The sequence below is a fragment of the Paraburkholderia sp. genome (genome assembly GCF_035501035.1).
GTDB lineage: Bacteria > Pseudomonadota > Gammaproteobacteria > Burkholderiales > Burkholderiaceae > Paraburkholderia.
Window position 1 is genome coordinate 1 of sequence record NZ_DATJWR010000310.1, and the last position, 21,440, is coordinate 21,440.

The following is a 21,440-nucleotide window of genomic DNA, read 5'->3' on the forward strand; positions in this document are numbered from 1 at the left end:
TCGCAGGCCGGCAAGCTCATGCTGCGCCGTCTGAAGCTCGAGGCAGGCTCGCTATCCGATGCGAACATCCTCAACCACTCCGACTTGTCGTGGTACTTCGGGCAATTCGTGTACGGGAAGATGAAGCAGCTTGCCGTGCAGTGAGCGTCGGTGAATACGCTCGGCAGCTGTAGAGGATGTGGGCGTATTCGATGACCTTCACCGTGTGCCCGGAATGGCGTGCGCGTTGCTGCTGTGCCGCATGCCGTCCCACACCAGAAAAGATCTGCTGGATCAACGGGTTGGGGTAGTCGTTCCAGTGTTCTCCACAAGCTTGCCAACAAAAACTGTGGAGAACTTCAACACCGTCAACGCCCCTTTGCCAACTCGCGAAGCAATAAAAAAAGGGGAAGGCCGGAGCCTTCCCCTTCTTCGCAGCGTGGCGATGACGCGTTACTTCTTCCCGTCGTTCAGCTGCGGCAGCGTGTAAGCCTCGCCCGGTGCGAGCAGACCGACCTTCGAGTACACGCGCAGCTTCTCGCGCGTGTCGGTGATGTCGAGGTTACGCATCGTCAGCTGGCCGATGCGGTCGCGCGGCGAGAACGTCGAAGCGACCTTCTCCATCGAGAGACGCTCCGGCTGATACGTGAGGTTCTCCGACTTCGTGCTGAGGATCGAGTAGTCGTTGCCACGGCGCAGCTCGACCGTCACTTCGCCGGTGATCGCGCGCGCGACCCAGCGCTGGGCGGTTTCGCGCAGCATGATCGCCTGCGGGTCGAACCAGCGGCCCTGATAGAGCAGGCGGCCAAGGCGACGGCCGTTCTCGCGGTACTGCTCGATCGTGTCTTCGTTATGGATGCCCGTCACGAGGCGCTCATACGCGATATGAAGCAGCGCCAGACCCGGGGCTTCGTAGATGCCGCGGCTCTTCGCCTCGATGATGCGGTTCTCGATCTGGTCGCTCATGCCAAGACCGTGACGGCCGCCAATGCGGTTCGCTTCGAGCATCAGCTCGACGGCGTTCGGGAAGGTCTTGCCGTTCAGGGCAACCGGCTGGCCTTCTTCGAAGCGGATCGTCACTTCTTCCTTGTCGATCTTGACGTCGTCGCGCCAGAACGCCACGCCCATGATCGGGTTCACGATCTTGATGCCGCTTTCCAGGCTCTCGAGGTCCTTCGCTTCGTGCGTCGCGCCGAGCAGGTTCGAGTCGGTCGAATAGGCCTTCTCAGCCGACATCTTGTATTCGAAACCCGACTGGCGCATGAACTCGGACATTTCCGAGCGGCCGCCCAGTTCGTCGATGAACTGCTGGTCGAGCCACGGCTTGTAGATCTTCAGGTCCGGATTGACGAGCAGGCCATAGCGGTAGAAGCGCTCGATGTCGTTGCCCTTGTAGGTGCTGCCGTCGCCCCAGATGTTGACGCCATCTTCCTTCATTGCGGCCACGAGCATGGTGCCCGTTACGGCGCGGCCAATCGGGGTCGTATTGAAGTACGTGACGCCGGCTGTAGAGATGTGGAACGCGCCGCACTGCAGGGCCGCGATGCCTTCCGCCACGAGCTGCGCGCGGCAGTCGATCAGACGCGCGCCTTCGGCGCCGTATTCGGTCGCGCGACGCGGGATCGAATCGTAATCGTCTTCGTCGGGCTGGCCGAGATTGGCTGTGTAGGCGTACGGCACGGCGCCTTTCAGGCGCATCCAGTGCAGCGCGGCGCTCGTGTCGAGACCGCCGGAGAACGCGATACCGACCTTTTGGCCGGTCGGAAGGCTTTCGAGAATTGTGCTCATGAGAAAGAACCCGGTAGAACGAGAATGCGGTGGGAATTCGGTCGAATCGTCAAGTATCTGGCATCCCTGGCCTTTCGGCAAGTTTGGCGGGCAGGGCTCGACGCCTCATACGACGCGATATCCGCGCCCATAAAAGGGGCATGGGCCGCTTGCCCCCAAGCTGATTCGCCGCCTGCTCAGCGCTGGCTGTCCCAGGCTGCCTCGATGGCGTGCAGCGCGCCCATCACGATCGAGCGGTTCAGCGCGGCGGCCAGCACGCCATCGCGCTCGGCGTACGCTTCGCACAGCCGCTGGTGATCCGTGCACGAACGCTGCAAACGCCCCGGCAGCGAGGTGCTCAGGTGGCGCAGCCGGTTCGTGCGCATGCGCATGGAGTCCAGCACCTCCTTGAAGATGCCGTTGTGGCTCACGCGCAGTTCCTCGTCACGAAACGCGACGTTGGCCCAGAAGTAGCCGTCCACGTCGCCCTTCGCCGCCACCTCGGCCAACTTGCGATGCGCGCGCCACAGCGCTTCGATGTCTTCGTCCGTGGCGTGCTCGACGATCGCGAGCGATACCTGGGCATAGAGCAGGGCGCGCAACTCGTAGATCTCGCGCACTTCCTTGAGGTTCATGGTGGCCACGCGCGGCCGGCGGCGCGGCGACCAGTCGACAAGGCCCTCACGCGTGAGCGCGAAGAGCGCTTCGCGCACCGGCGTGCGGCTCACGCCGAAGCGTTTCGCGAGATCGACCGAATTGAGGTCGTCGCCGGGATGCAGCCGCCCTTCGATGATGCCGCGCGCCACCCAGTCGACGATCTCGGCCACGGGCGTTTGCTCGCCCGCTTCCGAAGCGGCCATCACGCCGACGTCTTCATCCATACGCTTTCCCCCGAGGCGCCGCAGCCGGGCGCAGCGCCGCCGATTGTAACAAATCGCTCACTGGCTATGCCCTCGAGCGCGCAGGCAGTTCGCTTGAGTGTATACACAAGGGCAATTCGTTCCGGGAGTGCGATCGGCATTCTTCATGCACGGGGGTATAACTGTCGACACTAAAAGCATGGCTGCCCGGATCTTGAAGGAGATGAGGCGCTTGTTCATCGACGTTGCGGGCACAACGATCAGCGCATGCATGCGTGTGTCCGTGCGTGGCGCGTCGCGAGGTCGGCGTGTCCGCCCGCGCCGGGCGTACCGACGTGCACTTCGCCGCGCTGGCGTTGCGCGCAACCATGGGTTCGAGCATGTCGCAAACGTTGCAGAGCTGCGGCCATCATGGATGACGTGAGGGTTCCTGAATCACTCGATCGTGGTGGCGCCTCTACCGCAACGCCACACCAAGCGACAAAACAAGAAGGAATGCGAAGTAATCTCGTGACCAAACGATGTATCGGGTAGCCCATCGCTCATACCCATATTCCGACCGATCGGTCGTTGCAACAGGGGCGCGCGCTATTCAGGGGTCGCCACAAAAGCCGCCGCGAATTCGGCTAATTCCCCCCTAACTTTGCGCGCCGAGAATGCGTGCCGTGGTGAGCGTCGCGCGCAAGCCGGATTCCGAAATCACCTCGAACCACCCGGCGCGCCCGTTCGATCCACGCACTGGCCGAGGAGCCGTGAGTACAGCTACGCATGCGCCGCATGCGTTCGCAAACGTCGATTGAACGGACGCAGTGGCACCCGAAACGGGTCCGCAGCCGCAACGAAAAGAGTGAGACCATGAAGATTCCCCACAGGATCGTAGACGCCCATTTACACCTCTACGATTACCGCCAGAACCGGCACGCCTTCCTCGAACAGGCTGATCCCGGCTACGAGGCCTTCATCGGCAACGACGAGCGCTTGCCGCGCCGCTATTTGCTGAACGACTATCTCGCCGATATCCGCGACCACAATGTCGATGCGGTCGTCTGGCACGAATTCCTGTCATCGGACCCGCGCCGCGAAGCGGAGTGGGCCCAGCGCCTCGCGGCGGCGAGCGGTCTGCGTCACGCGCTCGTCGCTCAGGTCGATTTCCTCGATCCCAACCTCGAACAGGTGCTGGAGCGCTATGCCGCGCTGCCGCGCGTGACGGCCGTGCGCGAGCACCTCGTGTGGGACCAGGCCAACCCGCTGCGACGTTTCGCCAAGCGGCCCGACCTGATGCGCGACCCCGCGTGGCGCAGCAAACTCCGGCTGTTGAACGGCCACCGCTTCAAGTGCGGCCTCGAAGTGTTCGCGCCGCAGCTTCCCGACTTGATCCGCGTGATTCGCTCGTATCCCGACATGGGCTTCACCGTCGCGCTCATGGGCTGGCCGCTCGATCTGGGCCGCGACGGCTACGCGAACTGGAAACGCAGCCTCGCCGATCTCGCCGCCTGCGAAAACATCTGCGTGGACATTTCGGCGCTGGAGTGCATCTTCGGCATGCGCTGGTCGGTCGATCAGGTCTATCCGTGGGTGGCGGCCACGCTCGAGACCGTCGGCGTGTCGCGCTGCATGTTCGGCAGCCACATGCCGATCAGCGGGCTCGCCACGGGGTTTCCCGAACTGTACGAGCGCTACGGGCGCTTGATCGATACCTGTTCGGACGCGGAAATCGACGAGCTCTTTTTCGGCGTCGCGAATCGCTGGTTCAAGCCGGCATGAGATTCGGGCCGCGTGGTGATTTCAATGCGACTCCGGCGCGGCTGCGCCGGCAACGACCGTGTGCAACGGGCAGACGCGCTCTTGGCCGGCATCGCGGCGTGGATGCTGGCACCGGCGGCGCTGTCTTCGCACGCGAAGCCCGCGCAGGCGGCCCTGAGCGTGTCTGCCGCGCCGCCGGCGGACCGCGCCACCCTTGCTGCGCATGGTGCCGTGCGGGCCGCGTTGCGCCGCACCGTATGACGGAATGCGCGAGGGGTCAGCCCGCCGCCGGGCAGCCCGAGTCGCCCGCGGCCGGCGGCGGATTCGCCCCATCGCGCGAAGGCAGGTCGATGGTCCAGCCAAAGCCCCGAATATTGCGGATCACCTCGTGCCCGAACTTCTTGCGCACCGCATGAATGAGCACCGCGACCGCGTTGCTTTCGACCTCCTCGCCCCACCCGTAGAGGCGGTCTTCGAGCTGCGAGCGCGAGAGGATCACACCCGGGCGCTCGAGCAGCGCGGCCACGAGCGCGAACTCGCGCGCGGGCAGCACTTCGCGATGGCCGCGAAACGAAAGCTCGCGCTTTTCGAGGTTCAGGCACAGCGTTTCGTCGCCGAGCGTGGAAACGGCGGCGCCCGCATGGCGGCGCACGATCGCCCGGATGCGCGCGAGCAGCTCCGAGGTGTTGAACGGCTTGAGCAGGTAGTCGTCGGCGCCGATGTCGAGACCGCGGATGCGCGTGTCGATGTCGTCGCGCGCCGTCACGATCAGCACCGGCGTGGTACAGCCCCGGCTGCGCGTCCAGGAGAGCACGTCGATGCCGTCGGAACCGGGCAGGCCGAGATCGAGCAGGATGATGGAGTAGGCGTTGCCGAGCATGGCTTCCTTCGCGCTCGCGCCGTCGCGGATCCAGTCGACGCTGTAGCCGGTGTCCTTGAGCGCACGCAGCAGGCCCTGGCCGATATCGATGTCGTCTTCGACTACGAGGATACGCATGGTGATGGGCCCACTCAGAAGGGGTCAAATCTGGAGTGCGAAACCCCTGGGGTTCCGAAACGTTCGCAGCGCCTGTGGCCGGCGGCCGCCAACGAAAAAGTATAGATCACGCGCAGGCCCTTGCCGGCCACAAGCAGCCCAGAAGCAGCCCAGAAGCAGCTCACAAGCGGGCCACGCCCGCGCCAGGGACCGCGGGCGCCGCGCGGCGGGCATTCTGCTATCGTTACGCAGGCTCGGCCGCCGATCCAAAGCGCCACCGCTACCGCAACGTCGACCATCATGCTCGTCAAGGCCAGGTCTCTCGGCACGCAACTGATCGTCTCGCTCGGCATCCTGCTTTCGATCTTCGGCATCGTGCAGGGCGTGAGTTCATATCGCCTCGCGCTCGTCGGCGTGAACGCGCTGCTCGACGACCGCCTTTCCGATGTCGCCGTGCGTATCCGCGACGTGTTCGAAGCCGCCATTCCCCACAGCTCGTCTGGCTCGGGCAACGCGGACGATCTCGTCGTGCTGGTCTGGACCGATCACCACAAAACGCCCACGCGCACGACCGATAGCACGGTCGTGTTCAACCGCGATTCGCCGGGCGGCTTTTCCGACCAGGTGGTCAATCGCGAGGCCTGGCGCGTCTACACGCTGGTCACCTACGACGAGGTCATTCAGGTCGCGCAGCGCGTGTCGGTGCGCCAGCACATTGCCGAGCGCAGCGCGGTGCGGGCGCTGTTGCCCATTTTCGTGCTGATTCCGGCGGTCTGGGTCACCGTCTACCTGTGCGTGCGGCGCGCCTTCGGCCCGCTGAAGCGGCTCGGCCGGCGCGCGCAGGCCATCGACTCCGCGCACCTCACGCCGCTGCCGGCCGATGGTTTGCCGGTGGAGCTGGACCCGTTCGTGAGCTCGATCAACCGGATGATCGAGCGGCTCGACGAATCGATGCAGCTCGAACGCCACTTCATTTCCGATGCCGCGCACGAACTGCGCACGCCGCTGACCGCGCTGAAGCTGCAGGCCGACAATCTCCGGCCCGACATCGCGCCGGGCAATCGCGAGCGCTTCCTCGCGCTGCATCGCGGCATCGAGCGCACGAGCGCGATGGTTTCGCAATTGCTGCAGATGGCGCGCGCCGAAGCGCAGGTTTCGACCTCGGAGCCGGTCGAGCTCGACGTGACAGAAGTCGTGACTTCGGTGGTTTCCGAACTGCTGCCCATCGCGACGCAAAAGCGCATCGACATCGGCGCGGACGAATTGATGCCTGCCCGCGTGCGCGCGACGGAATCGGACATGCGTGCCGTGGTCAAGAACATCGTGGGCAACGCGCTGCGCTACACGCCCGAAGGCGGCGCCGTCGATCTGCGCGTGCACCCGGGCGAGGGCGTCGCGCACATCGTGGTGCAGGACACCGGGCCGGGCATTCCCGAGGCGCTGCTGCCGCGCGTGTTCGACCGCTTCTTTCGCGTGAGCCAGAGTGCGGAGGGCAGCGGGCTGGGTCTCGCGATCGTGCGGGCCATCGTTACGCGCTATGGCGGGACCGTCACGCTGCGTAACCGCGACGACGGTCAGTCGGGGCTGCGGGCCGAGGTGACGTTTCCGTTGATTTGATCTGCCGGTATGATCCGCAGCGGTCCTCGTCGTTCCTATCGCAAAGTCCATTCATGGCTTCCATCTCCTACGCTCACAAACCGCTCACGCCGTTTCGCCGCGCACTGGCACGGTTTTCCCTTTCCGAACTCGCGAAATATACGAAGCTCACGCTCGGCTTGTGGATCGGCTTTGGCGTTCCCTACGCGTGCGGCTTTCCCGAGGCGGCGGTCGCGCTTTCCGGCTCGGCCATGCTTACCCTTGCGCTCGGCAGCTCTATCTCGGCGGCGCGCGGGTACTTCTACAAACGCGTGATGTCGAATCTGGTCGCGATGCCCATTGGCACGCTGCTGATATGGGCGACTGCGCCGCACCTGTGGCTGGGCGTGATCCTGCTGCCGCTCGTGATCTTCACGATTGTGCGCATCCGCCCTTCGGTGTTCCAGATGACGAGCATCACGGTGCCGATGACGCTCGTGCTGTACACGGGCGAGCACATACCGTTGCTGGAGCAACGGTTGATCGGCGTGGTGCTCGGCATGCTGCTCGGCTTCATCATTCAGCAGATTGCCTTTCCGCCCGATCACGGCTTTTGGGCGAACACGCTCGTCAACGACGGCAACGAACAAGCCACGGCTTTGCTCGACGAGGTCGCCACGCAAACGGTGGACCGCGCGAAGCTGAAGTCGGCCACTGCCGCACTGCGTCTGTCGAGCAGCAATCTGAAGCAGGCCCACGATCTGCTCAAGTCGGATCTCGAGCAGTCCTGGGTCTCGCCCCACCTGGAGCGCAATCGCGACCGCCTGCCGCTTTTCTCGTGCTATCACGAGCTTTTCGATTCGATCGTCGGATTCCTCGAAACGCTCGATACCTTCAACGCCCAATTCGAAGCGCTCGACGCGCAATGGAAGGACGCCTACCGGCGCGGCTTCGCGCGCCTCGTCGACGTGCACAGGCAACTGGCTTCGCAAGCCGACCTTCGGATCGAACGCCCTGGCCTCGCCGCGAAGCCGCTCACGCTAGAGGAACTGCACGCGCTCGTCGAAGCGTTGCCTGCAACCGGCGTGTACACGAGCGTGTATCTCGGGCACCTGACGGGCTATGGCATCCTGCTCAGCCGCCTGAGCGACATGCACACCGAGCACCTCGGCAAAGCATGATCGCTGCGCTCAGTCTTCGCGTATCTTCCCGGCGATCCGGGCGGCAGCGGCCTGCAGATCGCCCAGATGGCGCGCGGCCATCTCCTCCACCTTGAAGAGCCGCTCGATCCACACAATGTTGATGCACGCGGCAACGGAGCCGTCGGGCGCGGCGATCGGCACCGCGAGCGCGGACAAGCCGTCGTTGTACTGCGCACGCGATTTATCGTACGCGCCGCCAAAGGTCCTTTCGCGCGCGCCATAGCCGAGGCGCCGCGTTTCGTTCAGCAGTTGCCGGACGTAGCGGCGATCGTGCGCACGCTCGTCGCCCGGGCGCGCGCCGGTGCGCAAGGCTTCGAGTATCGCCTCGCGCTCGTCGTCGGGGCAGAACGCCAGGTACGCGCGTCCGACCGCCGAGCGCAGCATGTTGATCTCGTAGCCGAGCTTGTCGCGGTTGACGACGAAGTACGAGCGCGTGCGGTTCGACTCGCACAGCGCCATCGTCGTGCCGCGCCGCACGGCGAGATCCGACGGCCAGAGGATGCGGCCCTGCAACTGGTCCAGTTCCGTCACCGCGCATTCGATCAGATGGTCCACGCGATCGAGGCGCCGCGCGCGTGCCTGCAGCGTATAGCTCGGTCGAAAGAGTCCGTCGGCCAGCCGCTGCCAGATCAAGCCCTGGCGCTCCAACGTCAGAAGAATGCGCAGCAGCGTGGCCTTCGGAATGCCCGTATGCAGATGCAGATCGTGCAGGCTCGCGGCCTGAAGCTCCTGCAGCGTCCTGAGCGTGATGAGCCCCCGTTCGAGGGCGTCGATGGTCTTGACTTTGGGGGACCACATGGCGGGATCCGTAGCGTTTCACTGGGTGAAATCTTCTCAGAAATCGCTGGGGCACGCATCTGGGCTGAACTACGCTCTCTTCATCCGAAGGAGAGAAAGATGGAGACAGTCAAGAATATTCTGTTCGTGATGTGCGATCAGCTACGTTGGGACTACCTGTCCTGCTATGGCCATCCCACGCTGCACACGCCTCATATCGATGCGCTCGCGCGTCGCGGCGTGCGCTTCGAGCGCGCGTACGTGCAGAGTCCCGTTTGCGGACCATCGCGCATGTCGTACTACACGGGCCGCTATGTGGCGAGCCATCGCGCGTACTGGAACTTCGTGCCGCTGCCCGTGGGCGAACTCACGCTCGGCGACTATCTGCGCGCGCGCGGCATGCGCGTCGCGCTAGCGGGCAAGACGCACATGGTCGCGGACAAGGCGGGCATGCAGCGCCTCGGCATGACGCACGAATCGCCGGGCGCGGTGCTGGTCGAGGAGTGCGGCTTCGAGCCGTTCGATCGCGACGACGGCATTCACCCGGGTCTCTTCGGCGCTCGCGTGGAAACGCCGTACTGCGACTACCTGAGGAGCCGGGGCTACGAGGGCGACAATCCCTGGCATGACTACGCAAATTCGGCAGAAGGGCCAAACGGCGAAATCCTGAGCGGCTGGAAGATGCGCCACGCGGCGAAGCCCGCGCGCGTCAGTGAGGAGCACTCGGAAACGCCGTACATGATCGAGCGCGCGATGGCGTTCATTCGCGAGCAGGGCGACGCGCCCTGGTGCCTGCACCTGAGCCTCATCAAGCCGCACTGGCCGTACATGGCGCCCGCGCCCTACAACGACATGTATGGCGCCGAAGACGTGAAGCCCGCCGTGCGCACGCTCGATGAGCGTGAGCGGCCGCACCCCGTCCATAGCGCGTTCATGAAGCACGACGAGAGCGTGAGCTTTTCGCGCGACGAGGTGCGCAACACGGTCATCCCCACCTACATGGGGCTCGTGAAGCAGATCGACGATCACCTGGGCCGGTTGTTCGCCTTCCTGCGCGAGACGGGCCGCGAGCAGGACACAATGATCGTGTTCACGAGCGACCACGGCGACTATCTGGGCGACCATTGGCTTGGCGAAAAGGAGCTCTTTCACGACGCCGCTGCGCGCGTGCCCCTCATCGTGGTCGATCCGCGCGCCGAAGCCGATGCCACGCGCGGCACGGTCGAGCGGCGGCTCGTCGAGGCGATCGATCTGTTGCCCACCTTCCTCGACGCCGCTGGCGTGGAGATTCCCGGCCATATCGTCGAGGGCCGCTCGCTGCAGCCGCTGTTGCATGGCGCGAGCAGCGTGGCGTGGCGCGACGCCGTGTTCAGCGAGTTCGACTATTCGTTCCGCTCGCGCACGCGCACGCGGCTTGGCCGCGAGCTCGACGGCTGCCGCTGCTTCATGGTGTTCGACGGCCGCTGGAAATACATCCATTACGACGGCTTCGCGCCGCAACTGTTCGATCTCGCGGCCGACCCCGACGAGTTGCACGACCTTGGCCACGACGCCGCGCACGCGGCCGTGCGTGCCGGGCTGCACGAGCGTCTGTTCGACTGGCTGCGCCACCGCACCTTGCGGCAGACGGCGCCCGCGCGCTTCGTCGAGCGTTGGACGGAGGTCTCGGAGAAAGGCGGCATCCTGCTGGGCGACTGGTAGCGGCCGCACGGGGCGCCGGCCCCCGCTGCGGTTACGCCGGCCCAACTCATTCTTATAAGCAGGAGACAACATGGTTCGCCTCATCACAGCCCTCGTTGCGGCGCTGTGGATGGCGTTACCGGCCATGGCGCACGCCGCCACGACGCTGGTCGTCAACGCCTTCTTGCCGCCGCAGCACATCTTCAACGTCGAGGTCATGAAGCCGTGGGCCGAGGACGTCGAGCGCGCCACGCAGGGGCGCGTCAAGATTGTCTTTCCGCCCACGAGCATCGGCTCGCCCCAGCAACAGTGGGATGTGGTGCGCAAGCGCATCGTGGACGGCGCGTACATCTTCAACGGCCTTATCCAGAACAAGGCGAGCCTCGAGCAGCTCGCGCATCTGCCGCTAGGCTCCGCTTCGTCCGAGGGCATGTCGGTCGCGCTCTGGCGCACCCATGAAAAGTACTTCAGGCAGGCCGACGAATATCGCGACGTCCATCTGCTCGCGCTCGTCGTGTTTCCGGCGGGCGAGATATACAGCCTCAAGGAACCTGTCACGTCGCTTCAGGCCATACGCGGCGTGAAGTACTGGGCGTTGCCCGGCGTTGCCTCGACGCTGATGGACCGTGGCGGCGCGGGCGTGGTCGCCACGCCCGCCGCGAAGATGAGCGAGCTGGTGGCGGGCGGCACCGTGGACGGTTTTGCCGGCATTCCCGAGATGGATGCCGCGCGCTTCAACGTGGTCCGCTATGCGCGCTTCGAGACCAGCGTGCCGGGCGGCATCACCGCCCCGAGCTTCTCGCTCTTCGTGAACAAAGAGGTGTGGGCCTCGATTGCACCGGCCGATCGCGCGGCCATAACCGCGCTTTCGGGTGAAGCGTTCGCGCACCGCATGGCCGTGATCGACGCGGCAAACGAGCACGCACGCGAAGAAGCCGTGGCGAGGGGGCTCAAGCTCATCGATCCATCGCCCGCGTTCGTCGATGCACTGCGCGCGCTGGCGAAACCGATGGACGCGCAATGGCTGGCGCGCGCGGAGCAATTGCATGTGGATGGCGCGGCAGCCCTTGCGTACTACCGCGACGAAGCGAAACAGGAGGCGAAATGAGCCACGCAAGTCCTTCGGCTGCATTGCACCCACCCGGCGTCCTTGCCGATGGTGCCAGCATTCCTCGAGAAAGCGCCGTCTCGCGCTGGCTCAGGCGCGCACTCGGCGCTGTCGTTGCGCTCGTGCTGCTTTCGATCATGGGCCTTACCTTCTGCGACGTCTTCATGCGCTACTGGTTCGCCGCGCCCATACGCGGCGCTTCCGAGATCGTGCGTTTTGCCATGGCGATCCTCATTTTCTCGGCGTTTCCGCTCGTCACGCTCGGCCAGCAGCACATCACCGTGAACCTGCTGCAGGGGCGCTTCGGGCGCCTCGGCCGCTGGCTGCAACACCTGTTCGTGCTGCTCGTGAGCCTCGTTGCCGTAGGCATCATGACGTGGCAGCTCGCAAGCGACGGTGCGGACCTCGCGCACAACCGCATCACCACGACGGTGCTGGAGTGGCCGCTCGCGCCGCTCAGCTACGCCATGAGCGCGCTGTCGGGCGTCACGCTGCTCGTACTGCTCGCGCTCACCTTCGATCATCTCGCTGCCCTCGGCCGCAAGGAGACGCCATGACGCTCGCACTCTCCGGCTTCGTCGCCGTTCTGCTGTTCGCATTCGTCGGCGTGCCGCTCGGCTTTGCGATGCTCGGTATCGGCGTGGGCTGCTTTGCGCTGATTCGCGGCTGGGAGCCCGCGCTCGCCATGGCCGGCATGACGATCGCGGATCTCGCGGCCAACGAGAATCTCTCCGTGCTGCCGATGTTCATCCTGATGGGCACGTTCATCTACAAGGCCGATCTGGCCGAGGAGCTCTACGACGCGGCCAACGCCTGGATTGGCCACTTCAAGGGCGGTCTCGCGCACGCCACGGTGCTCGCCTGCGCGGGGTTTGCCTCGATGTCGGGCAGTTCGATCGCCACGGCTGCCACGATGACGAAGGTCGCGATGCCACCCATGCGCCGGCATCGCTATGCGGACAGCCTCGCGGCCGGCTGTGTGAGCTCGGGCGGCACGCTTGGCGCGTTGATTCCACCAAGCTTTCCACTGCTCATATATGGAGTCCTGACTGATCAGGACATCGGCAAGCTTTTCATCGCGGGCATTGGCCCGGGCCTGTTGCTCGGCGCGCTGTTCCTGCTCTCGATCTGGTGGACCGTGCGGCGCGATCCCGCCAAAGGCCCGCGCGGCGAGCGGGTGGACTGGCCCACCCGCTTTCGCAAGCTCGGCAAGATCTGGGGCGTGCTCGCTTTGTTCCTGCTCGTGGTGGGCGGCCTGTACGGCGGCGTCTTCACGGCGACGGAGGCGTCGAGCGTCGGCGCGACCGGCGCGCTCTTGTTCGCGGGGCTGCGCCGCAAGCTGACCTGGGCGTTGTTGTTCGAGTCGCTCGTGGAGGCGGGCAAGACGACCGCAATGATCTTCGCGATTGCTTTCGGCGGCATGGTGTTCGCAAACTTCATCACGCTCTCCGGCCTGACCGCCACCCTGGTTGCCTGGATTCACGCGCTGCATTTGCCGCTGCTCGGCGTGATCGCCGTCATCACCTGCATCTACATCGTGCTCGGCTCGCTCATGGAAGCACTCGCGATGATGCTGCTCACCATTCCCGTGTTTGCCGCGGTCGTGCAGCCTCTCGGCGCAGACATGATCTGGTTCGGCATCTACGTGGCGATGATGATGGAGATCGGCATGATTCATCCGCCCGTCGGCATGAATGTGTTCATGGTGAAGACCATATTGCCCGAGTTGTCGATACGCACCATTTTCCGCGGGACCGTGCCGTTCCTGTGCGCGAACATCGTCGCGCTCGTGGTGGTGGTCCTCGTGCCGGGCGTCGCGCTCGAACTGGTCAAGCTCATGCGCTGAACCTTGCCTATTCACCGTGCCGGCATACCGCCCGGCGAGCGTGAGTGCGTCTACCGGTAATTGTCCTGGGATGGGCGGCGCGCGGCAAAGCGCGCGCGGCGCACATGGCGCAGCGTCCCGGCTGCATTGCCCGCCCGCGGCGCGAAGCCCATTGTTTGCGATTCGCGAATGACGTATTCGGGCGTTATCCGGTTCCGATTACGCGGTGCTTGCGACTATCCTGGTGGCGTCGATGTCGATGGCGTCCTGCGAATCCGCAGCGTCGCACACCGCTTTCGAACGTACAGGATGGCGCGACTTGCGCCGGCAAAGGGCGGGCGGCCCGCAACGTCAAACGCTGCGGCAGGCGACTGGCCCAAGGAGACAGAGATGAAACCGAACACATGGGACGTGGCCTACGAGTGGAAGGCCGTGGCACTGCTGGCGCTGGGCTTCGGCCTCGTGGGCCTCGACCGCTGGCTGATCGCCCCGCTGTTCCCATCCATCATGAAGGACCTGAACCTGAACGCGCAGGATGTGGGCAACTGCATCGGCATATTGGGCCTTTCGTGGGGTGTGTTCGCGGCGGTGATGGGCGGCATGTCCGACAAGGTCGGCCGGCGCAAGGTGCTGATTCCGGCGATCGTCGCGTTCTCGCTGCTCTCGGGCTTTTCCGGCCTCGCGGGCGGCTTCGCGAGCCTGCTCGCCGTGCGCGCGCTGATGGGCGTGGCCGAAGGCTCGTTCTGCCCAACGAGCTTCGCGGCCACGGCCGATGCCTCGCACCCGAAGCGCCGCGGCTTCAATCTCGGACTCCAGCAAAGCGGGTTCGCGCTGTTCGGACTCGCCCTCGCGCCGATCATCGCCACGCAACTGCTGGGTGTGATGAGCTGGCGCTGGGTGTTCGCGCTCGTTTCGGTGCCGGGGCTCATTCTCGGCTTGCTGATGTACCGCGTGATTCGCGAGCCCCGGGACGTGGCCGCGCGCGACGTTGGCGCGCACGCGGCCGTGGCTGAACGCGGCCACTGGCGCGACGTGCTGCGCAGCCGCAATATTCCCGTTGCGATGGTGGCGCTCTTTTGCGCCATGACCGGCGTGTTCGTGCTCGGGGCCATGCTGCCGCTCTACCTCACGCAATATCTCGCACTCGATACGCAGCGCATGGGCATCGTGGCGTCTGCCATCGGTTTCGGTGGTTTCGTCGGACAGTTCGGCTTGCCGGGGCTCTCGGATCTGCTGGGCCGGCGCGTGGCGAGCGTCATCGGCTTCGTGGGCACCGCCGTCATGCTGCTGGTGTTTCGCGGCCTGGGCGCGCAGCCGCTCGAACTCTTCGCCGTGCTGTTCGCGGCGTCGTTCTTCACACTCGGCCTCGTTTCGCTGCTCTCGGGACCGGTCGCGACCGAGGCCGCGCCGGCCGGCATGGTCTCGACCTCCATCGGGCTCGTGGTGGGCGCGGGCGAAATCTTTGGCGGTGGCGTGGCGCCCGCGCTCGCCGGATTCGTTGCCGCTCACTTCGGTATCCAGAACATTCTGTGGCTGCCGATCGGCGCCGTCGTGCTCGGCGTGCTGGTGAGTGTCCTGCTCAAGGAAACCGCGCCTGCGAAGCTGCGGCGCCGCGACGCGGCTGCCCCCGCCGCGCCATTGCCCGCAGCCGGGCAGCCCGAATAAGGAGCGTGCGCTGTCCAGGTCGTCCTCTCTTGCCATGCCGCCCGTGCTTCAGCGGTACAGGGGCGTAGAGTCGAGCCATATACTTGGATGGCCCGAACCCATGAAGAAGAGAGGAGCATGGACCGATTCTTGAGTATCGAAGCCTTTGTGCGCGTGGCGGAGACCAGCAGTTTCGCGGAGGCGGCCCGGCAGCTCAATGTGACCAGCTCGGTCGTCACGAACCGCATCCAGCAGCTCGAAAAATTCGTCAACGCGCCGCTCTTTCACCGCAGCACGCGACACGTGCGCCTTTCCGAAGTCGGCGAGGCGTTTTATCGCGAATGCGCGGAGGTCGTGGGCCGCGTGAACGAGCTGACCGACCAGATGCGCGAGCTGCGCGCCACGCCCACGGGACGATTGCGCATCCAGATGCTGCCGGGCTTCGCGCTCGGCCATTTCGGCGCGCCGCTCGCCGAGTTCAACCGGCGCTATCCGGGCATCCAGCTCGATGTGATCGTCAACGACCGCGTGGTCGATCCGATCGAAGAAGGCTTTGACGTGGCCTTCCAGATATTTCCACCCATCTCCGACTCGCTGATCGAGCGGCGGCTCTTTTCGGTGAGGCGGCTCTTTTGCGCAGCGCCTGCCTACGTGGAGCAGCATGGCGCGCCGCAGCATCCGCGCGATTTGCTGCAGCACACCACGGCGCTTTATTCGGGCTACCCCTCGCGCAACCGCTGGGTGATGACGCGCGGCGACGAAGTCGTCGAGATGGAGCTGCCCGGCATGATTCGCTCGAATTCGGTCCACTTGCTGCGCGACTACGCGCTCACGGGCGGCGGCGTGGTTTGCCTGCCCACGCTCGTGGCGAGTGCGGCGCTGCTCGACGGTTCGCTCGTGCCGATCCTCACCGATTACGAGCTTTCGTCATTGAGCTTTGCGGCCGTTTATCCGTCCACGCAGCGCCAGGCCCTCAAGGTGAAGGCGCTCGTGGAGTTTCTGGCCGAGTACCTGGGCCCAGAGCCCGCGTGGGACGTGCCGCTGATCGAACGCGGCTGGGTGCGCTAGCGCTCGGCGCGATTGTTTGCGAAACGCGAATGCCGTAGTCGCGTCACCGCCGGTTGTAGCCGCCCCGTGGCGCTCCTAAAGTTGAATCCAACGACACCTTCCAAAAAAGGAGACAACCATGACCGATTCGTCATTCCATACCGTCTTCGGTTCGCTCGGGCAGTACCGCAAGGGCGAGATCGAAATCACGAGCGGCGACGCCCGCCACTATGTTTTCTCGAACGTTTTCGAAGTTGCCGCACAATCGGCGCCTTATGAGAAGGTCGTGGTCGGCAAGAACCTCGAATACGTGATCGAGGTGCTGCGCACCGAAGGGCAGTCGCGCTGGCTCGCCTGCGCACACGACGAGTTCGTAGTCCTGATGGATGGCGAAGTGCGCATCGACTTCATCAAGCTCGATGCGCCGCCCACGGGCAGCACGGGCACGGTCGACGCGGGCGCACAACCCGCGGGCCGGACGATGGGTCATGTGGTGCTGCGCCGGGGCCACCAGGCGTTGCTGCCGGCCGGCTGCGCGTATCGCTTCACCGCGCAAAAGGCCGGCGTGGCGCTCGTGCAGACCATGATTGGCGAGCTTTCCGTGCAGAAGTGGGCAGACATCTGCCTGCACTGATCGCGTAAGCCCGATCCGCTCATTCCGACTATTTCGCCCTTAAGGGCATGGGACCGGAGTCAGTGCTGAAGCACTGACTCCGGTCGACAGGAGACACCACATGGCCACCCTCGAAACCCTCGATCACTCCGCAGGCTTCGCCGCCGACACCGTGCGCGCGAGCGAACCCGACGCCGTGACCGGCTATCGCCGCTTCACGCTCGGCGCCTTCGAATTCACGCGCGACGAATACTTCGTCAAGGTGCTGTGGCCCGCGAAAGGCCAGACCCGCACGCACGCCATTCCCGCCGACGCATTCCTGCGCGCGATGATGCGCGACGTCGCGTGGGGCTTCTTCTACGGCTGGGTGAACTTCGACCACGTGTTCGGCACGCGCAATCACTACGGCAAGGTGGACGTGTATGCGGGCTCGTTCAACGGCATCATGAAGGAAGCTGGCGTGGACTATATCGAAACCTTCGAAACGCCCGCCATCATGGCGACCTTCAAGGCGATCCTGCACGACTGGACCAACGAAGGCTTCGACCCGTTCGCCGCGCCCGAGGAAACGGGCACCGCATTCGGCCGCAAGCATGGCGAGAACGACGCCGCGATCGAGCGCACGCGCATCGCTACGCGCCGCATGCCGGGCCTCGAAGGCGACTCGCCGCTGCGCGACGACCTGCCCGTGAACCGCGCATTCGCCGACGTGCCCCAGGACGACCCCGAGGTGCACGCCGAGCCGGGCTTCGAAGGCGAGCTGCACGCGTTCAACCTGTTCAAGTACCTCTCGCGTTCGGACGTGACGTGGAACCCCTCGGTCACCTCGGTATGCGGCCAGAGCCTGTTCTGTCCGACCACGGAGGAGTACATCCTGCCGGTTTTCCACGGCAATGACCGCGTCGAATGGTTCCTGCAGCTCTCCGACGAGATCGTCTGGGACATCGGCGACAAGAACACCGGTGCGCCACGCGCACGCATCACGATGCGCGCGGGCGACATTTGCGCAATGCCTGCCGATATCCGCCACCAGGGCTATTCGACCAAGCGCTCGATGCTGCTCGTGTGGGAGAACGCGACCCCCGATCTGCCCAAGCGCTACGAGCGCGGCGATCTCAAGCCCTATCCGGTCGAGTTCTGATAGCGGCAAGCATTCCTGAGCATCAACCGAGGATTACACATGCAAACGCAATTGTTCATCGACGGCCGTTTCACCGACGCCGTCGAGGGCGGCACGATCGACGTGCTCAATCCGCACGACGGCTCGCTGATCACGAAGATCGCCGCGGCCACCGCCGCCGACGTCGACCTGGCCGTTGCGGCCGCCACGCGCGCGTTCCCGCAGTGGGCGGCGATGCCGGCCGCCGAGCGCGGGCGCCTGCTGCTGCGTCTGGCCGACGCCATCGAAGCGAACGGAGAAGAACTCGCGCAACTGGAGTCGCTCGACACGGGCCACCCGATCCGCGATTCGCGCGCGCTCGACGTGCCGCGCACGGCCGCATGCTTCCGCTATTTCGGCGGCATGGCCGACAAGCTACAGGGCTCGGTCATTCCCGTGGAGGCGGGCTTCCTGAATTACGTGCAGCGCGCGCCGATCGGCGTGGTCGGGCAGATCGTGCCGTGGAATTTCCCGCTCATGTTCACGAGCTGGAAAATGGGTCCGGCGCTGGCGGCAGGCAACACGGTCGTGCTGAAGCCCTCGGAAATCACGCCGCTTTCCACGCTGCGCATCGTCGAGCTGATGGCGGAAGTGGGCTTTCCCGCAGGCGTGGTCAACATCGTGCCTGGCTACGGGCACACGGCGGGGCAGCGCCTCGCGGAGCATCAGGGCGTCGGCAAGATCGCGTTCACGGGATCGACGGCAACGGGGCGGCGCATCGTGGAGGCCTCGCAGGGCAACCTCAAGCGCGTGCAACTCGAACTGGGCGGCAAGGGCGCCAATATCGTATTCGACGACGCCAATCTCGACGCCGCCATCAACGGCGCGGCCTGGGCGATCTTCCACAACCAGGGGCAGGCCTGCATCGCGGGTTCGCGTCTCGTGCTGCACGAGCGCATTGCCGATGCATTTCTCGAGCGCTTCGTCGCGCTCGCGGCTTCGATTCGCGTGGGCAATCCGCTGGACCCCGAAACGGAAATGGGCCCGCTCACGTCGCTGCAGCACCTGGAGCGTGTGAAGGCATACGTCGACGTGGCGCGCGAGCAGGGCGGCCGCGTGCTCACGGGCGGCAGCGCGCCGCAGGACCCTGCGCTCGCGAACGGCTACTACGTGCGGCCCACGGTGGTCGAGGCGAAGACGCCAGACGACCGCATCGCGCAGGAAGAGGTGTTCGGCCCGTTCGTCACAGTGCTGCGTTTCAGCACCGACGAAGAGGCGCTCGCGATTGCCAACAGCACGGCCTACGGTCTCGGCAGCGGCTTATGGACGCGCGATCTGTCACGCGCCCACAGCATGGCGGCGAAGATTCACGCGGGCATGTGCTGGGTCAACTGCTACAAGCGCGTGAACCCGGGCAGCCCGTTCGGCGGCGTGGGGCAGTCGGGCTACGGGCGCGAGATGGGCTTCGAGGCGATGCACGACTACACGGAGGCCCGCTCGGTGTGGGTCAACGTGGACGCCCAGGTGCCGCCGCACTTCAAGCGCTGAGGCCAACATGGATCGCTTCGTCTATCAGGGTTTGCCGTCGCGTGTCGTGTTCGAGTGGGGCGGGCTTGCACGGCTGCCCGAGGAAGTCGACCGTCTCGGCGCGCGCCGCGCGTTGATCCTCTCGACGCCCGAGCAGCGCGCGCTCGCCGAAGAGGTGGCGCGCCTGCTCGGGGAACGGGCCGCGGGCATTCACGCGGAGGCGGTCATGCACGTGCCCGTGGAAGTGGCGCGGGCCGCGCGCGAAAAGGCGGCGGCGCTCGACGCGCAGTGCTGCGTGGCCGTGGGCGGCGGCTCGACCATCGGCCTCGGTAAGGCGATCGCGCTCGAGTCGTCGTTGCCGATCGTCGCCGTGCCCACCACTTACGCGGGCTCGGAGATGACGCCGATCTACGGCCTCACCGAAGGGCGCCTGAAGAAGACCGGCCGCGACTTGCGCGTGCTGCCGCGCACGGTGATCTACGACCCTTCGCTCACGGTCTCGCTGCCCGCTGGCATTTCGGCGGCCTCGGGTGTCAACGCGATGGCGCACGCGGTGGAGGCGCTCTATGCCGAAGACGCAAATCCAGTGATCAGCCTGATGGCCGAAGAATCGATTCGCGCGTTGGGCGAGGCACTCCCAGCCATCGTTCGTAGTCCAGACGACGCGGCGATGCGCAGCCGTGCGCTCTACGGCGCGTGGCTGGCCGGCACCTGCCTCGGCGCGGTGGGCATGGCGCTGCATCACAAGCTTTGCCACACGCTGGGCGGCACGTTCAACCTGCCGCACGCGCAAACGCACGCGGTCATGCTGGCGCATACTGCGCACTACAACCACGCCGCCGCGCCGCAGGCGCTCGAACGCGTGGCGCGTGCGCTCGGCGGCGAGCATGCGCAGGAGGCCGGGCCACTGCTGTACGCGCTGAACCAGTCGCTCGGAATTCCGCTGTCGCTCGAGGAAATCGGCATGCCCGAATCGGGCCTCGACGAAGCGGCCGATCTTGCGTGCACGAATGCGTACCCCAATCCACGTCCGCTAGAGCGCGAGGCGATCCGCGCGTTGCTGCAGCGAGCGTGGGAAGGCGCCGCGCCGCGCTAGTCTGCTCCGTGCGGGCAACACACAAGACATAGGAAAGGAGACACCATGTCGATGCATGGCACCGAGGCCGAACGGGCCTTGACGGAACAGGTCGTGGCGCGCTTCGCGAATACGCCCGATGCGCGCTTGCGCACGCTGATGCAAAGCCTCGTGCGGCATCTGCATGCGTTCGTGCGCGAAGTGGAGCCGACCGAGGCGGAATGGTTCGCTGCGATCCGCTTTCTCACCGAGACGGGCCAGATGTGCGACGACGTCGTGCGGCAGGAGTTCATCCTGCTTTCCGACACGCTGGGCGTGTCGATGCTCGTCGACGCGATCAATCACCGCTACGCAACGGGCGCGACCGATACGACCGTGTTCGGGCCGTTCTACATTGAAGGCATGCCCGAGCGCGCCTATGGCGAGAACATGGCGTTCACGCCGGGCACGCCTGCGCTCGTGCACGGCCGCGTGCTCTCGACAGAGGGCAAGCCCGTGGCGAACGCGCTGCTCGACGTGTGGCAAACGGCGGACAACGGCATGTACTCGGGGCAGGACACCGCGCAGCCGCACGGCAACCTGCGCGGGCGCTATCGCACCGACGCTGAAGGTCGCTACGCAATCCGAACCATCGTGCCCGTTTGCTATCCGATTCCGACCGACGGGCCGGTGGGCCGCATGCTCGAAGCGACGGGGCGGCATCCCTGGCGGCCCGCGCATCTGCACTTCATGATCACGGCGCCTCGCCACAGCACGCTCGTGACGCATCTGTTCAACCACAACGACCCGTATCTCGACTCGGACGCCGTGTTCGGCGTGAAGCCTTCGCTGATGGTGGACTATCGCGAGCACGCGGCGGGCGCAGCGCTCGCTGAGCAGTTCGGCTTCGACGGCGGCTTTCGCGAGGCGTGCTACGACTTCGTGCTGGAGCGCGCATGAGACC

Annotated in this window: 18 protein-coding genes; 14 read left to right on the forward strand and 4 right to left on the reverse strand. The window is 65.5% G+C overall.

What is annotated here, in order from left to right; all coding sequences use genetic code 11:
* Positions 1 to 432 precede the first annotated feature (432 nt).
* Both argG and VMJ11_RS22645 read right to left on the reverse strand, forming a co-directional pair.
* Positions 433 to 1,767, reverse strand: a complete 1,335-nt coding sequence (gene argG / locus VMJ11_RS22640; RefSeq protein WP_325621955.1) for an argininosuccinate synthase — start codon at positions 1,765 to 1,767, stop codon at positions 433 to 435.
* 176 nt (positions 1,768 to 1,943) lie between these two features.
* Complete coding sequence (locus VMJ11_RS22645) at positions 1,944 to 2,627, reverse strand: GntR family transcriptional regulator (protein ID WP_325621957.1); 684 nt, start codon at positions 2,625 to 2,627, stop codon at positions 1,944 to 1,946.
* Positions 2,628 to 3,461: 834 nt separating this feature from the next.
* Here VMJ11_RS22645 and VMJ11_RS22650 point away from each other — a divergent pair.
* Positions 3,462 to 4,370, forward strand: a complete 909-nt coding sequence (locus VMJ11_RS22650; RefSeq protein ID WP_325621959.1) for an amidohydrolase family protein — start codon at positions 3,462 to 3,464, stop codon at positions 4,368 to 4,370.
* Between the two features lie 256 nt (positions 4,371 to 4,626).
* Here VMJ11_RS22650 and VMJ11_RS22655 read toward each other — a convergent pair whose 3' ends face one another.
* Positions 4,627 to 5,346 carry a response regulator transcription factor gene (locus VMJ11_RS22655; RefSeq protein ID WP_325621961.1) on the reverse strand — a complete coding sequence of 240 codons (720 nt, stop codon included), beginning with the start codon at positions 5,344 to 5,346 and terminating at the stop codon, positions 4,627 to 4,629.
* 279 nt (positions 5,347 to 5,625) lie between these two features.
* On the opposite strand from VMJ11_RS22655, the gene VMJ11_RS22660 reads away from it, so the two are divergent.
* The gene (locus tag VMJ11_RS22660) at positions 5,626 to 6,942 is read left to right on the forward strand and encodes a HAMP domain-containing sensor histidine kinase (RefSeq protein ID WP_325621964.1); all 1,317 of its coding nucleotides are present in this window, start codon (positions 5,626 to 5,628) and stop codon (positions 6,940 to 6,942) included.
* Positions 6,943 to 6,995: 53 nt separating this feature from the next.
* Positions 6,996 to 8,081 (forward strand): FUSC family protein, encoded by a 1,086-nt coding sequence (locus VMJ11_RS22665; RefSeq protein ID WP_325621965.1) that lies wholly within the window; start codon positions 6,996 to 6,998, stop codon positions 8,079 to 8,081.
* Positions 8,082 to 8,090: 9 nt separating this feature from the next.
* Here the strand turns inward: VMJ11_RS22665 and VMJ11_RS22670 are convergent, their stop codons facing one another.
* Positions 8,091 to 8,900: an IclR family transcriptional regulator domain-containing protein gene (locus VMJ11_RS22670; RefSeq protein WP_325621967.1), complete on the reverse strand. Its 810-nt coding sequence runs from the start codon at positions 8,898 to 8,900 to the stop codon at positions 8,091 to 8,093.
* 99 nt (positions 8,901 to 8,999) lie between these two features.
* On the opposite strand from VMJ11_RS22670, the gene VMJ11_RS22675 reads away from it, so the two are divergent.
* The 11 genes from VMJ11_RS22675 (at position 9,000) to VMJ11_RS22725 (ending at position 21,436) form a co-directional block, all read left to right on the forward strand.
* Positions 9,000 to 10,580 (forward strand): alkaline phosphatase family protein, encoded by a 1,581-nt coding sequence (locus VMJ11_RS22675; RefSeq protein ID WP_325621969.1) that lies wholly within the window; start codon positions 9,000 to 9,002, stop codon positions 10,578 to 10,580.
* A 70-nt stretch (positions 10,581 to 10,650) separates the two neighbouring features.
* Positions 10,651 to 11,667 carry a TRAP transporter substrate-binding protein DctP gene (dctP, locus tag VMJ11_RS22680; protein ID WP_325621971.1) on the forward strand — a complete coding sequence of 339 codons (1,017 nt, stop codon included), beginning with the start codon at positions 10,651 to 10,653 and terminating at the stop codon, positions 11,665 to 11,667.
* The gene (locus VMJ11_RS22685) at positions 11,664 to 12,224 is read left to right on the forward strand and encodes a TRAP transporter small permease (RefSeq protein WP_325621973.1); all 561 of its coding nucleotides are present in this window, start codon (positions 11,664 to 11,666) and stop codon (positions 12,222 to 12,224) included. The genes dctP and VMJ11_RS22685 overlap by 4 nt, the downstream gene beginning before the upstream one ends.
* On the forward strand, positions 12,221 to 13,513 hold the full coding sequence (locus VMJ11_RS22690) for a TRAP transporter large permease subunit (RefSeq protein WP_325621975.1): 1,293 nt from the start codon (positions 12,221 to 12,223) through the stop codon (positions 13,511 to 13,513). Before VMJ11_RS22685 ends, VMJ11_RS22690 begins: the two co-directional genes overlap by 4 nt.
* A gap of 369 nt (positions 13,514 to 13,882) precedes the next feature.
* The gene (locus VMJ11_RS22695; RefSeq protein ID WP_325621977.1) at positions 13,883 to 15,157 is read left to right on the forward strand and encodes an MFS transporter; all 1,275 of its coding nucleotides are present in this window, start codon (positions 13,883 to 13,885) and stop codon (positions 15,155 to 15,157) included.
* Between the two features lie 117 nt (positions 15,158 to 15,274).
* Positions 15,275 to 16,204 (forward strand): LysR family transcriptional regulator, encoded by a 930-nt coding sequence (locus VMJ11_RS22700; protein WP_325621979.1) that lies wholly within the window; start codon positions 15,275 to 15,277, stop codon positions 16,202 to 16,204.
* Between the two features lie 118 nt (positions 16,205 to 16,322).
* Positions 16,323 to 16,817, forward strand: coding sequence for a hydroxyquinol 1,2-dioxygenase (locus VMJ11_RS22705; protein ID WP_325621981.1), 495 nt, complete (start codon positions 16,323 to 16,325; stop codon positions 16,815 to 16,817).
* Positions 16,818 to 16,917: 100 nt separating this feature from the next.
* Positions 16,918 to 17,937 (forward strand): hydroxyquinol 1,2-dioxygenase, encoded by a 1,020-nt coding sequence (locus VMJ11_RS22710; RefSeq protein ID WP_325621983.1) that lies wholly within the window; start codon positions 16,918 to 16,920, stop codon positions 17,935 to 17,937.
* A 39-nt stretch (positions 17,938 to 17,976) separates the two neighbouring features.
* Complete coding sequence (locus VMJ11_RS22715) at positions 17,977 to 19,443, forward strand: aldehyde dehydrogenase family protein (protein ID WP_325621985.1); 1,467 nt, start codon at positions 17,977 to 17,979, stop codon at positions 19,441 to 19,443.
* 7 nt (positions 19,444 to 19,450) lie between these two features.
* A complete protein-coding gene (locus VMJ11_RS22720; RefSeq protein WP_325621988.1) occupies positions 19,451 to 20,518 on the forward strand; it encodes a maleylacetate reductase in 1,068 nt (355 codons plus the stop codon).
* Positions 20,519 to 20,563: 45 nt separating this feature from the next.
* Positions 20,564 to 21,436 (forward strand): intradiol ring-cleavage dioxygenase, encoded by an 873-nt coding sequence (locus VMJ11_RS22725; RefSeq protein WP_325621990.1) that lies wholly within the window; start codon positions 20,564 to 20,566, stop codon positions 21,434 to 21,436.
* Positions 21,437 to 21,440 lie beyond the last annotated feature (4 nt).

Coding starts and splice junctions, on each gene's coding strand:
- argG (WP_325621955.1), bottom strand. CDS start 1,767: ATGAGCACAATTCTCGAAAGCCTTCCGACCGGCCAAAAGGTCGGTATC.
- VMJ11_RS22645 (WP_325621957.1), bottom strand. CDS start 2,627: ATGGATGAAGACGTCGGCGTGATGGCCGCTTCGGAAGCGGGCGAGCAA.
- VMJ11_RS22650 (WP_325621959.1), top strand. CDS start 3,462: ATGAAGATTCCCCACAGGATCGTAGACGCCCATTTACACCTCTACGAT.
- VMJ11_RS22655 (WP_325621961.1), bottom strand. CDS start 5,346: ATGCGTATCCTCGTAGTCGAAGACGACATCGATATCGGCCAGGGCCTG.
- VMJ11_RS22660 (WP_325621964.1), top strand. CDS start 5,626: ATGCTCGTCAAGGCCAGGTCTCTCGGCACGCAACTGATCGTCTCGCTC.
- VMJ11_RS22665 (WP_325621965.1), top strand. CDS start 6,996: ATGGCTTCCATCTCCTACGCTCACAAACCGCTCACGCCGTTTCGCCGC.
- VMJ11_RS22670 (WP_325621967.1), bottom strand. CDS start 8,900: ATGTGGTCCCCCAAAGTCAAGACCATCGACGCCCTCGAACGGGGGCTC.
- VMJ11_RS22675 (WP_325621969.1), top strand. CDS start 9,000: ATGGAGACAGTCAAGAATATTCTGTTCGTGATGTGCGATCAGCTACGT.
- dctP (WP_325621971.1), top strand. CDS start 10,651: ATGGTTCGCCTCATCACAGCCCTCGTTGCGGCGCTGTGGATGGCGTTA.
- VMJ11_RS22685 (WP_325621973.1), top strand. CDS start 11,664: ATGAGCCACGCAAGTCCTTCGGCTGCATTGCACCCACCCGGCGTCCTT.
- VMJ11_RS22690 (WP_325621975.1), top strand. CDS start 12,221: ATGACGCTCGCACTCTCCGGCTTCGTCGCCGTTCTGCTGTTCGCATTC.
- VMJ11_RS22695 (WP_325621977.1), top strand. CDS start 13,883: ATGAAACCGAACACATGGGACGTGGCCTACGAGTGGAAGGCCGTGGCA.
- VMJ11_RS22700 (WP_325621979.1), top strand. CDS start 15,275: ATGGACCGATTCTTGAGTATCGAAGCCTTTGTGCGCGTGGCGGAGACC.
- VMJ11_RS22705 (WP_325621981.1), top strand. CDS start 16,323: ATGACCGATTCGTCATTCCATACCGTCTTCGGTTCGCTCGGGCAGTAC.
- VMJ11_RS22710 (WP_325621983.1), top strand. CDS start 16,918: ATGGCCACCCTCGAAACCCTCGATCACTCCGCAGGCTTCGCCGCCGAC.
- VMJ11_RS22715 (WP_325621985.1), top strand. CDS start 17,977: ATGCAAACGCAATTGTTCATCGACGGCCGTTTCACCGACGCCGTCGAG.
- VMJ11_RS22720 (WP_325621988.1), top strand. CDS start 19,451: ATGGATCGCTTCGTCTATCAGGGTTTGCCGTCGCGTGTCGTGTTCGAG.
- VMJ11_RS22725 (WP_325621990.1), top strand. CDS start 20,564: ATGTCGATGCATGGCACCGAGGCCGAACGGGCCTTGACGGAACAGGTC.